The sequence below is a fragment of the Streptomyces sp. NPDC051987 genome (assembly GCF_040680735.1).
Taxonomy (GTDB): Bacteria; Actinomycetota; Actinomycetes; order Streptomycetales; family Streptomycetaceae; genus Streptomyces.
In genome coordinates, this window is sequence record NZ_JBFAXI010000005.1 from 133820 (window position 1) to 145945 (window position 12126).

The following is a 12126-nucleotide window of genomic DNA, read 5'->3' on the forward strand; positions in this document are numbered from 1 at the left end:
CCCCAAGATCGCAACCTGGGGCCGCTAACCTTACGTGTCCGTCCTGGCCAGCGATTGACGGGTATCAATTCACGCGAAGGGTTGCGCACATGGGCATTCTCACTCTCCTGCGGAACGCATTCGGCCGGTCGCGAAAGCCGCGCCCCGCCGAGGCAGAGGGTGCGGACCAGCTCCCCTCGCAGTCGAAGCAGGCAGCTCAGGCACCGGAACCGCAGACCGCGGCAGCGGTCCCGGAGCCCCGCGAGGCGGCGACCGACGAGCACGAACTGGTCTCGGCCGCCTTCGACAACGTCACGGTCCCCAAGCAGGCGACCCGCCCGATCGAGCCGGAACTGGAACTGGAGCTGACACTCAGCCCCAGCACCGCACCCGACCCGACACCCGAGGCCCCGGTCGAGCCGACCCCGGAACCGGCCCCCGAAGCCAAGCAGGCGCCGCAAGCCGAGCCCGAGCCGAAGCCGGAGGCCGAGCCGGAAGCCGAGGCCGAAGCAGCCACGGAAGCAGTGGCCGAGCCCCTCGCCGAAGCCGAGGCCGAGGCCGACCCGACGCCCGCACCCGCGACCGAGAACACGGCTGACGCCGAGACCGAGGCTGAAGCGGCCGCGGAGCCGCTGGCCGAGCCCCTCGCCGAAGCCGAGCCGACGCCCGCACCCGAGACCACCGCCGAAACCGAGCCCAAGGCCGAAGCAGCCACGGAACCGGCGACCGAACCCCTCGCCGAAGCCGAGGCCGAATCGACGCCCGCACCCGCACCCGCACCCGAGACCACGGCCGAGACCGAGGCCGAAGCGGCCGCGGAACCGGCGGCCGAGCCCATCGCCGAAACCGAGGCTGAGCCGACGCCCGCGCCCGCACCCGAGACCACGGCTGACGCCGAGACCGAGGCTGAAGTGGCCGCGGAGCCGGTGGCCGAGCAGTTCGCCGAAGCTGAGGCTGAAACGGCGCCTGAGCCGGTCGCTGAGTCGGCGGCCGAGGGTGCTGTTGAGGCGGATGGCGAACCGGCTGCGGCGGTCGACCCGGAACCGGAACCCACCCCCGAGACGGACGCCGCCGTCGCCCCGGAACCCGCCGCAGCCGCGGCCGCCGACGGCGAGTCCGCCCCACAGGGGCCACCCGCACCCGACCACGAAACCGTCACGGGTGGTGCGGGTGGGCACACGCAGGCCGAAGGCGAAGCCGAGGCCACGGCCCCCGGCGACGCCGCCACCGTCGCGCTCGCCAAGGCCGGCCTCACCGGCACCCACGCCGCCACCTACCTCGTCCTCGACCGCTCCGCGAGCATGCGCCCGTACTACAAGGACGGCTCCGCCGCGGCCCTCGCCGACCAGACCCTCGCCCTCGCCACCCGCCTCACCCCGGCCGGTGACACCCCCTCCGTGCACGTCGTCTTCTTCTCCACCGAGGTCGACGGCACCACGGACCTCACCCCCGCCTCCCCCGAGAACGCGATCGACGACGCCCACGCCGGTCTCGGCCGCATGGGCCGTACCAGTTACCACGCCGCCGTCGAGGCCGTGCTCGCGCACTACGACAAGACCCAGACCGCAGGCACCCCGGCCCTCGTCGTCTTCCAGACCGACGGCGCCCCGGACGCCAAGACCCCGGCGACCCAGTCCCTCACGGACGCCGCGAAGTCCCACCCCTCCGTGTTCTTCTCCTTCGTCGCCTTCGGCGAGCACGAGAACAAGGCCTTCGACTACCTCCGCAAACTGAAGACCGACAACACGGCCTTCTTCCACGCGGGCCCGACCCCCCTGGAACTCACCGACGCGGAGCTCTACGACGGCCTCCTGATCGACTGGCGCCCGTAGGGGACCGCCCCCGGGGGGGGTGGACCGGAAGCAACCGGTCCACCCCCCGAAACGCGTGTGAGTCGATCTCCACAGGCCAAGTAGGATTTCGACTCATGGCGGCCACTGGATCAGAGAAGCAGGGTGGTAAGGCGTACTACGTCACCACCCCCATCTATTACGTCAACGACGCTCCTCACCTGGGCCACGCCTACACGACCGTCGCAGGCGACGTGCTCTCCCGCTGGCACCGTCAGCGCGGCGAGAAGGTGTGGTTCCTCACCGGCACGGATGAGCACGGTCAGAAGATCATGCGCACGGCCGAGACCAACGGGGTCACCCCGCAGGCCTGGGCCGACAAGCTCGTCACGGAGGCCTGGAAGCCCCTGTGGGAGCACCTGGAGATCGCGAACGACGATTTCATCCGCACCACGCAGAAGCGGCACACGGACCGCGTCCAGGAATTCGTGCAGGACCTGTACGACAAGGGCGAGATCTACAAGGGCGGCTACGAAGGGCCGTACTGCGTCGGCTGCGAGGAGTACAAGCTCCCCGGTGAGCTCCTCGACGGCGAAGGCGACCTCGCCGGTCAGAAGCTCTGCCCGATCCACAAGACGCCCGTGGAGATCCTCAGCGAGGAGAACTACTTCTTCAAGCTGAGCGAGTACGGCGACAAGCTCCTCGCCCACTACGAGGCGAACCCGGACTTCATCCAGCCCGAGTCGGCGCGCAACGAGGTCGTCAACTTCGTCCGCCAGGGCCTCCAGGACCTCTCCATCTCCCGCTCGACCTTCGACTGGGGCATCCCGATCCCGTGGGACGCGAAGCACGTGATCTACGTGTGGGTCGACGCGCTGCTCAACTACGCCACGGCCGTCGGCTACAACGAGAACCAGGAGAAGTTCGAGGCCACCTTCCCGGCCGACGTCCACCTGGTCGGCAAGGACATCCTCCGCTTCCACGCGGTGATCTGGCCGGCGATGCTGATGGCCCAGGGCCTGCCGCTGCCCGGCAAGGTCGCCGCGAACGGCTGGCTGATGGTCGGCGGCGAGAAGATGTCGAAGTCGAACCTGACCGGCATCAAGCCGCAGGACCTGACCTCGCACTTCGGCGTGGACGCGTACCGCTGGTACTTCCTGCGGGCGATCGCCTTCGGCCAGGACGGGTCGTTCTCCTGGGAGGACTTCTCCGCCCGCTACACCAGCGAGCTGGCCAACGACTACGGCAACCTGGCCTCCCGGGTCGCGGCCATGGTCGGCAAGTACTTCGGCGGCGAGCTGCCGGCCGCCACGGCCGACGGCGAGGCCGAACGGGCCGTCCACGACGGGCTGGCGAAGGCCGTCGCCGAGGCGGACCGCCGGATCGGTGACGAACTGGACTTCCAGGGCGGCATCCTGGCCGTCTTCGACTTCGTCAAGCAGGTCAACGGCTACCTCACGGAGCAGGAGCCGTGGAAGGTCGCCAAGGACGACTCGCCCGAGGGCAAGGCCCGCCTGGCCACGATCCTCTACACGGCGGCGGAGTCCCTGCGCGCGGTGGCCGTCCTGCTCCACCCGGTCATGCCGGACACCTCCCAGAAGCTCTGGGACTCCCTCGGCGCGGAGCCGTCCCTGGGCGCCCTGGCCGACCAGCGGATCCAGCACGCCGGCGAGTGGGGCCAGCTCCCGCCCGCCTCCACCGTCACCAAGGGCGCCATCCTCTTCCCCCGCCTGGAGGAGAAGCCCACCGCCTAGCTGTTCGTCGAGAAGGGCCGACTGGAGGACTCCCTCTGTCGGCCCTTCCGCGCGCAGGGGCAGCAAGATCAGTCTCGAACTCTTCCCTTGCTCAGTGTCCCGACGATCCAGGCGGCCCGCACCGGCAGCACGGCGCCGGAGAATGCGAGGCGCCCTCACGGCAAGGTCTCGACCACCCGGCTGACTCGCGCCCGCGACGTTCATAGCCCTGCGGCCTCGCAGCACATAGCGCTCACGACGGGTTTCACCACCCCTTCCGCACCTGGACTCTTACGAGCGTCGAGGAGAGGGAAGCCAGTGGCAGCTGGGGGGACGAGCGAGATGGTCGTGCAGCCGACGGGCCCTGACACCGTCAGTACGCAGGTACCGGCACCTGGCCAACGCATGACCGTACGCAACCGTCCCTGGGTGGTCACCGACGTACTCCGCTCGACCGCGGCGAGCGACGACCCGGCCCGTGCCGCCGAAGCCGCTCCCAGTCACCTGATCACACTGTCCTCACTGGAAAGCGACGGCCGGGACGAGGAACTGCGGGTGGTCTGGGAGCTGGAGCAGGCGACGGACGTCCACGACCAGTACGAGCTGCCCTCTCCCCATGACGGCTTCGACGAGCCGGGCCGCCTGGACGCCTTCCTGGACGCCGTGCGCTGGGGCGCCATCGCCTCCGCCGACAAGGCGGCCCTCCAGGCGCCGTTCAGCTCGGGCGTCGAGATCCAGGACTGCCAGCTGGACCCCGTGGTCCGCGCCCTGTCCATGCCCCGCACCAACCTGCTGATCGCGGACGACGTCGGTCTGGGCAAGACGGTCGAGGCCGGCCTGGTGATGCAGGAGCTGATGCTGCGCCACCGGGCCCGTTCCATGCTGATCGTGTGCCCCGCCGGCCTGACGCTCCAGTGGCGGGACGAGATGCGGGACAAGTTCGGTCCGGACTTCCGGATCGTGAACACCCGGATGTTGCGTGACCTGCGCCGGTCGGCCGGGCTGTACGCCAACCCGTGGACCCATCACCCCCACCTGATCGTCTCGATCGACTGGGTGAAGCATGAGCGTCCGATGCGGATGCTGCGTGAGCTGCTGCCGCCGGTGCCGGAGTACCCGCGGGCCTTCGACCTGCTGGTGGTGGACGAGGTGCACACGTGCGCGCGGGACGCGTGCAGTTGAGGAGTCACTTGCCCGACGCGTATGCCACAAAGTCCGCCCAGGTTTCCGGCGTCAGCGCGAGGCGCGGGCTGACCTCGCGGTACTTGGAGTCGCGGACGTGGATGGTGCCAGGGGTGGTGGCGACCTCGACACAGGACTCGCCGTCGGTGCCGCCGCTGTAGCTGCTCTTGAACCAAGCCAGTCCGGAGGCGTCCCCGGCTGACCTTGCGGATCATGTTTCTCCCAGCAGTTGCTCGATGAAGGCCAGCGACTCCCGCGATGAGAGAGCCTGCGCCCGGATGGTGCCATACCGCAGCTCAAGGATGCGCAGGTGCTTAGGATCTGTGATCGGCCGTCCGTTGAACGCACCGTCAGAGCGCCCCGCAGCTGTCCCGTCCGGGAACTTCAGCAACTCGATCCTGCCGTCCAGCCCTGGATGGGCGCGTCGGCGAGTTCGGGAAGGCGGTGGATTCACCGGCACCCAACCCCCCACGCTCCGGTCCCACCTGCGCTCCCTACGCACTACCCACCAGGGAGAAAGCACCCCACCAAACCCCACCCCTCCCTCCCGCCGGGCAAACTCACCCCCGCGAGTGAATATGCCCAACTCGGCTGGATTTCGGACCGGTTGCCTGCCTTACGCTCACCGCAGCAAGACCGCACGACCACGACACAACCCCAGACATGCGACGGCCCCCGCCGGGACGGCAATCCCAGTGCGAGGGCCTGACCACCGAGGAAGATCGGACCTTCCCGATGGACACCGAAAACCCTAGCGCGCCCTCGCGCGCCCAGTCCCGTATCGCGGGCAAAAACCACCCCCACGCGCGGCCTCAGTCCGGCGTCGTTCACGACAACGCCCGCCACACCGAGAACTTCACGGTGATCGGCAACCACCTCGCCCAGCACCCGGAGCTGTCCCTCCTCGCCATCGGGCTGGCGACGTACATCCAGTCGGTGCGTCAGGGCACCGCCGTCGACATCAAGACCCTCGCCGACCGCTTCCCCGAGGGCCCCACCCGTATCGCCGCCGCCCTGAACGAGCTCGAAGAACACGGCTACCTCCGCCGTACCCGCGAGCGCACCCCCACCGGCCGGATCGTCACCCGCACGGTCTCCTGCAACCGGCCGGGGCACCGGAACGCGCCCGCCGAAACCCCCGAGAGGCCCGCCCGGCGCACGACGGCCGCCACGGACAAGCCACCTCCACGCACTCCCCGCAAGCGCCTCCCCGCCGTACCGCAGCCCTCGAACACCTCCCCGGCCCTCCTCCAGACAGCCCTCGACATCCTCGCTGGCCTCCGCCGCCGCGACCCCCGTCTCCTCCTCTCCGCCACCGACGCCGAGCGCCTCGCCCCGGGCGTCGCCGCGTGGCTGGAGCGCGACATCGCCCCCACCGCCGTACGCCACGCCCTCACCGAGAACCTGCCGAACGAACCCCTGATCCGCCCGGCCGCCTTCCTGGCCCACCGCCTGGCCGCACAGCTTCCGCCCCCGCCCCCGTTCCGGCCGCCGGCCGCATCGGCCCCGCCCGTCCGTCACCCCCTCCGCAACTGCGACACCTGCGACCGCGGCTACCGGGGCCCCGACCCACTCAACTGCCAGGACTGCTGCCGACGCCGACAACCGACGCCTGCGGCGGCCTGACGGGTCGACCAGGACCCGGCGCCCACCGCAGATCGGCTCGTAGCTGCCTTCACCTCTTACCGACCCCCACCTCCACAGGAATCCGTATGGTCAACTCGCCCCACGAGGCGATGCACCGCATCTTCCAGCAGTATCCGGGCCTATTCGCCGGGGTCTCCGAGGCACTCGGCATCGATTTTCCCCCACCCACCTCGGTCACCGTGCTGCCCACCGACCTCACCGAGACCAGCCCGGTAGAGCGCCGCGTGGACACCCTCCTGCGGCTGGACACGGAGGACGACGAGCCGCTGCTCCTGGCGGTCGAGGCACAGGGCGGGAAGGACCTGGACAAGCCCGCCAGCTGGGCCTACTACGCCTCGTACCTGCTCACCAAGTACCGGCTGCAGCCGTTGCTGCTGGTCGTCTGCCAGGACCGCGCCACGGCGGAATGGGCCGCACGTGAGGTCACCTTCGGTCCCCGCCAATGGCCCCTGCTGACCCTGCGGCCGCTGGTGGCGGGACCGCACAACATGCCGGTGATCACCGACCCGGCAGAGGTCCGCAAGGATCTCGCCCTCGCCACGCTGTCCGCGATCACTCACGCCAGGCATCCGGACGTCGGGGTCATACTCAAGTCAATGACGACCGTTCTGCGGGACACACCGCAGAATGTCGCCGAGCCGATCATCGAACTCATCTCACAAGGCATGGGCAAGCACCCAGTCGCGCAACTGTGGAGGAAACTGGTGGCCGTGGACCTCTCCTTCTACAAGTCGTACATCTCTGAGGAAATCCGCGACGAGGGCCGAGCCGAAGGCCGAGCGGAGGGCCTCGCCCAGGGCGAGGCGCGCCGTGCCGCCGAGGACGTCCTGGACATCCTGGAAGTGCGCGGCATCGACGTCCCCGAGGCGGTCCGGGAACGCATCACCGGCTGTGGCGATCCCGAGATCCTGCGCCACTGGCACCGCCGGGCCGTCACGGCCCCGACGGCCGAAGGCATTTTCACTGACGAGTAGCCCCGGCCCATGGCGCAGAGGCCGACCCGGTACGCGGGCCGGCCTCGGGTACGGCGGTGAACGACGAGAGCCGGCGGGAGCGCAGGCGCGCGCTCCTGAGAGACGACCCGGCGGCTGCCGAGCGGGGCGCACGTCTTCTCACCGAGCGGGGAACAGAGGAACGCGACGACGCGGCGATCGAAGCCACACACACAGCGGTCTTCCTCGCCGCCGTACACGAGTACGTCGGTCAGGGACATGAGCTGAACCCCTGTCCCGAACATGGAGTTCCGCTACTCCGGCTGTACCACGAACACGGTCACCCCCCGCATCCGCACCCCCGTGCCACGCGGCTCCAAGTCTCCCGTCACCGCGACCTCCAGCCCGCGTCGGTGACGGTGTTGTGGTCAGCCCGCGCGTGCCTGGCCCCGCGCAGCGTCACCGCGTCGTACGCGGAGTTCCAGTTGCCGCTGTCGCCGTCGGTCGGGTCCCACTGCGGTAAGCAGTCCTTGGTGTCGGAGAACGTGGCGTTCGCGCTCAGCACGAGCGCACCGGCACCGACCCCGGCGGCCACGACGGCTGCGGAGACGGCGAGGGCGCGGCGCTTACGCAGAGACAGGTTGCCGTCACCTTCTGCCGGACCGGGCGGAAAGACGTGAATTTTTTGGGGGAGCGGCGGCCCCGTACCTGCATGCTCACAACACATCCGTATGGTTTCGCCATGGCAATCCCCGAGCTCATCCCGATCGCCTACGAGCCCCACGGCCGTACCGAGGCCATCGGTCACTACACCGGCGGGCAGTTCCTGGCGTCGGTCACCTACGCGTTCCCCGAGGGGTTCCGGCTCGACGAGGGCTGGGAGGAGCAGAAGCGGCTGTACTCGGTGCTGCATCTCTTCGACGCCGAGGGGCACTACCGCGACTCGCAGATCTGGTGCGCGGGCAGCTGGGCCGAGCAGCAGCTCGATCCGGACGGCGCCGGGTCGGTGCTGGCACAGGCCCGCGCGCACCTGGCGGGCATGCTGCGCAGCCTGCCGAGGCGGACGTACAAGGACATCGCGATACGCCCGTTCCAGCTCAGGGTGGACGGCGTGTTCTTCGGGCTGGTGGCGAAGGACGACGAGGACGGCGGGTGGGCCGAGCTCTACCCGGACCACCTTGGCTTCGGCGCGCCCTGGGACGGCCGGTACGACACCTGACCGGCATGGCAACGCCCAACTGCTGGTAAAGTCCGTCCACTTGCGCCAGGGCAGGGGAGCGAGCGGCGTGGGATGCGCGTGCGCCCCTTGCCGATGGAGCAGTCGGTGAATCCACAGGGGGGGCACTCATGCGCAGATGGGGTGCGGCCGCGTTCGTGGCCGCCGCTCTGGTCGGCGGCGTCCTGCTGCCGGCCGTCCCGGCCGCTGCCGTACACGGCGCCGTGCCCGGCGACTTCAACGGCGACGGCTACCGCGACGCGGTCCTGCCCGCGCCGGGTGCGAACGTGTCCGGCAAGGAGGGCGCGGGCGCGGTCGTCGTGCTGTACGGCTCCGCCTCCGGGCTGTCGACGAGCCACCGTAAGACCATCACCCAGAACACGGCGGGCGTGCCGGGCGTCAGCGAGGCCGGCGACGGCTTCGGGTCCGCCACCGCCACCGCCGACCTGAACCGGGACGGCTACGCCGACCTGGTGGTCGGAACGCCGTACGAGGACACCTCCAAGGGCACCGAATCCGGCGCGGTGACCGTGCTCTGGGGCAGCAGGAGCGGCCTGACGAGCGGCACGGACCTGCCGTCGCCGTACTCCTCCCCGTGGCACTACGGCGAGGACGTCGCCGCGCTCGGCCTCGGCGCCGGTTCGAAGACGCGGGTGGCCGCCGCCGGACGGGACGGGACCGTGACCTTCGGCGGACCGTTCAGCCGGACGGGCACGTTCGGCTCCGCCGTCCACAACGACGACACGGCGTCCCCCCTCTCCGTCGCGCTCGGCGATTTCAACGGCGACGGCGTGCCCGACCCGGCCTCGTCCACCGACCGGCTGAGCGGCCTGAGCGGCGGCGAGATCTACACGACCGCCGCCTACGGCGACGCGCTCAAGGGCAACGGCCTGATCACGGCCTCCGGCGACATCAACGGCGACGGATACGCCGACCTCGTGGCCGGCGACCCGGACGAGCCGGAAAAGGCGGGCGTGGACGGGGCGACGGGCGGCCGCGTCCTCGTCTGGTACGGCTCCGCCACGGGTGTCTCGCCGGCCACGACGCCCGAGCAGATCACACAGAACACGGCCGGCGTCCCCGGCACGAGCGAGAAGGACGACGCCTTCGGCGCGTCGCTGGCGGTGGCCGACCTCAACCGGGACGGCCTCGCGGACATCGTGATCGGATCGCCGTTCGAGAGCCTGGCCAGGAGCCGGGCGGGTCAGGTGACCGTGGTCCCCGGCCGCCGCAGCGGCGACTTCGGCACCGGCTCCTACTCCTTCTCCCAGGACACCGCGGGCGTCCCCGGTGCCTCCGAGACCGACGACTTCTTCGGTACGACGGTCTCGGTCGGGGACGTCGACAAGGACGGCAGGCCGGAGCTGTTCGTCGGAGCGGCGGGCGAGAACAACTCCACCGGTGCCGTCTGGGTCTTCCCCGGCGGCTCCACCCGGCCGACGGCCTCCGGCAGCCGGGTCGTCACCGCACCCGCGGTCGGCCTCACGCAGACATCGTTCCCCACCCTGCTGGGGGGCGACGGACTGCTCTCGGTGATCTGAATTCGCAGAGCGCGTCGAAGCGCCCGGGGCTTCGCACCTGAGCCTCGGACGCTCGCGTGACGGGGTGTCAGCCGTTGTTGGCGGGCGATGTGGTGGCGGTCGTACGTGAGGTAGACAGGCCGCCCTCGTAGCCCGCGTCCGTCCACTCGCTCTCCACGTGCACCTTGACGTGGACGTGGACGCACCGGCCCTGACATCGGAGAGAGCTGTGAATGCGCGGTGCACAGCCGAAAGGCTCGAAACCGACGCCGGTTTCGAGCCTCCCTGCAGCTGTGCTGGTTCTGCGCGCCTGATGGCCCTACTTCGGCTGCGGCTTGCGGATGGAGAGGTGCAGCTCGCGCAGGCGGGTCTCGTCCAGCTCGGTCGGTGCGCCCATCATCAGGTCCTGGGCGTTGCCGTTCAGCGGGAAGGCGATGGTCTCGCGGATGTTCGGCTCGTCGGCGAGGAGCATCACGATGCGGTCCACGCCCGGGGCGATGCCGCCGTGCGGCGGGGCGCCGAAGCGGAACGCGCGGAGCATGCCGGCGAACTCGCGCTCGACGGTCTCCTCGTCGTACCCCGCGATACCGAAGGCCTTGAGCATGATGTCGGGCTCGTGGTTCCGGATGGCGCCGGAGGACAGCTCGACGCCGTTGCAGACGATGTCGTACTGCCAGGCGAGGATGTCCAGCGGGTCCTGGGTCTCCAGGGCCTCCATGCCGCCCTGGGGCATGGAGAACGGGTTGTGCGAGAAGTCGATCTTCCCGGTGTCCTCGTCCTTCTCGAACATCGGGAAGTCCACGATCCAGCAGAACCGGAAGACGTTCTCCTCGAAGTGCCCGGCGCGACGCGCGGCCTCGACCCGCACCGCACCCATGATCTTGGAGACCTCGTCGAACTCGCCCGCGCCGAAGAAGACGGCGTGCCCGGCGGCCAGTTGGAGCCGCTTCGTGAGCTCGGCGACGTTTTCCTCGGTGAGGAACTTGGCGATCGGGCCGGTCAGCGAGCCGTCCTCGCCGACGCGCACCCACGCCAGACCCTTGGCGCCCTGCGCGACGGCGAAGTCGCCGAGCTGGTCGAAGAACTTCCGGGGCTGGTCCTGCACCGCCGGGACCGGCAGGGCGCGGACGTGCTTGCCGGCGAAGGCCTTGAACTCCGAGCCCTCGAAGATGTCCGTGATGTCGACGAGCTCCAGCTGGGCCCGCAGGTCCGGCTTGTCGGAGCCGTACTTCAGCATCGCCTCGCGGAACGGGATCCGCGGGAAGGGGGACGTGACGTGCCGGCCGCCGCCGAACTCCTCGAAGAGCTCGGTCATCAGCTGCTCGATCGGACGGAAGACGTCCTCCTGCTCGACGAAGCTCATCTCGACGTCGAGCTGGTAGAACTCGCCGGGCGAGCGGTCGGCGCGGGCGTCCTCGTCGCGGAAGCAGGGCGCGATCTGGAAGTAGCGGTCGAAGCCCGAGATCATCAGCAGCTGCTTGAACTGCTGCGGGGCCTGCGGCAGCGCGTAGAACTTGCCCGGGTTCAGCCGGGAGGGGACGACGAAGTCACGGGCGCCCTCGGGGGAGGTCGCGGTGAGGATCGGCGTGGCCATCTCGTTGAAGCCGAGGGCGACCATCTTGTGGCGGATGGCCGAGATCACGGCCGTACGCAGCATGATGTTGCGGTGCATGCGCTCGCGGCGCAGGTCCAGGAAGCGGTACTCCAGACGCCGCTCCTCGTTGACCCCGTCCTCGGTGTTGATCGTGAACGGCAGCGGGGCGGCCGCGCCGAGCAGCTCCACCTCGCCGACCTCGACCTCGACCTCGCCGGTGGGCAGGTCGGCGTTGATGTTCTCGGTTCCACGTGAAACAACGCGGCCGTCGACACGGACCGTGGACTCCTTGGACAGCTTGTCCAGGGCCTCGTACGCCGGAGTGCCGGGGCGTGCGACGAGCTGCGTGATGCCGTAGTGGTCGCGCAGATCGATGAAGAGGATGCCGCCCAGGTCGCGCCGATTGTGCAGCCAGCCGCTCAGCCGGACGTCGGTGCCGACGTCAGAGGCGCGGAGCTGGCCGCAGGTGTGGGACCTGTACCGATGCATCGTCGTTCATCGTCCTTCGAGAGAGGGGGTGACGGCCGGGTCTG

At 69.9% G+C, this 12126-nt stretch carries 9 protein-coding genes and 2 pseudogenes; 7 read left to right on the plus strand and 4 right to left on the minus strand.

Annotation, left to right across the window (positions count from 1 at the left end):
* Positions 1–89 precede the first annotated feature (89 nt).
* From AB0M11_RS04505 to AB0M11_RS04515, 3 genes are all read left to right on the plus strand, one after another.
* Complete coding sequence (locus tag AB0M11_RS04505) at positions 90–1811, plus strand: VWA domain-containing protein (protein ID WP_365701238.1); 1722 nt, start codon at positions 90–92, stop codon at positions 1809–1811.
* A 95-nt stretch (positions 1812–1906) separates the two neighbouring features.
* Positions 1907–3523: a methionine--tRNA ligase gene (gene metG, locus AB0M11_RS04510; protein ID WP_365701240.1), complete on the plus strand. Its 1617-nt coding sequence runs from the start codon at positions 1907–1909 to the stop codon at positions 3521–3523.
* A gap of 384 nt (positions 3524–3907) precedes the next feature.
* Positions 3908–4684 (plus strand): SNF2-related protein, encoded by a 777-nt coding sequence (locus AB0M11_RS04515; protein ID WP_365701242.1) that lies wholly within the window; start codon positions 3908–3910, stop codon positions 4682–4684.
* A gap of 4 nt (positions 4685–4688) precedes the next feature.
* Here AB0M11_RS04515 and AB0M11_RS04520 read toward each other — a convergent pair whose 3' ends face one another.
* A complete protein-coding gene (locus AB0M11_RS04520) occupies positions 4689–4865 on the minus strand; it encodes a DUF397 domain-containing protein (RefSeq protein WP_365701359.1) in 177 nt (58 codons plus the stop codon).
* Positions 4866–4895: 30 nt separating this feature from the next.
* A pseudogene (locus tag AB0M11_RS04525) lies at positions 4896–5102 on the minus strand (Scr1 family TA system antitoxin-like transcriptional regulator); the annotation flags it as partial.
* Positions 5103–5419: 317 nt separating this feature from the next.
* Here AB0M11_RS04525 and AB0M11_RS04530 point away from each other — a divergent pair.
* Positions 5420–6310: a helix-turn-helix domain-containing protein gene (locus AB0M11_RS04530; protein WP_365701244.1), complete on the plus strand. Its 891-nt coding sequence runs from the start codon at positions 5420–5422 to the stop codon at positions 6308–6310.
* Between the two features lie 86 nt (positions 6311–6396).
* The gene (locus AB0M11_RS04535; protein ID WP_365701246.1) at positions 6397–7305 is read left to right on the plus strand and encodes a hypothetical protein; all 909 of its coding nucleotides are present in this window, start codon (positions 6397–6399) and stop codon (positions 7303–7305) included.
* A gap of 364 nt (positions 7306–7669) precedes the next feature.
* Here the strand turns inward: AB0M11_RS04535 and AB0M11_RS04540 are convergent.
* Positions 7670–7828 (minus strand): annotated as a pseudogene (locus AB0M11_RS04540) (pectate lyase); the annotation flags it as partial.
* A gap of 177 nt (positions 7829–8005) precedes the next feature.
* Here AB0M11_RS04540 and AB0M11_RS04545 point away from each other — a divergent pair.
* Complete coding sequence (locus AB0M11_RS04545) at positions 8006–8482, plus strand: hypothetical protein (protein ID WP_365701248.1); 477 nt, start codon at positions 8006–8008, stop codon at positions 8480–8482.
* Between the two features lie 128 nt (positions 8483–8610).
* Entirely contained in the window at positions 8611–10020 is a 1410-nt protein-coding gene (locus AB0M11_RS04550) for an FG-GAP repeat protein (protein ID WP_365701250.1), read from the plus strand.
* 298 nt (positions 10021–10318) lie between these two features.
* Here AB0M11_RS04550 and aspS read toward each other — a convergent pair whose 3' ends face one another.
* On the minus strand, positions 10319–12082 hold the full coding sequence (aspS, locus tag AB0M11_RS04555) for an aspartate--tRNA ligase (protein WP_365701252.1): 1764 nt from the start codon (positions 12080–12082) through the stop codon (positions 10319–10321).
* Positions 12083–12126: the final 44 nt, after the last annotated feature.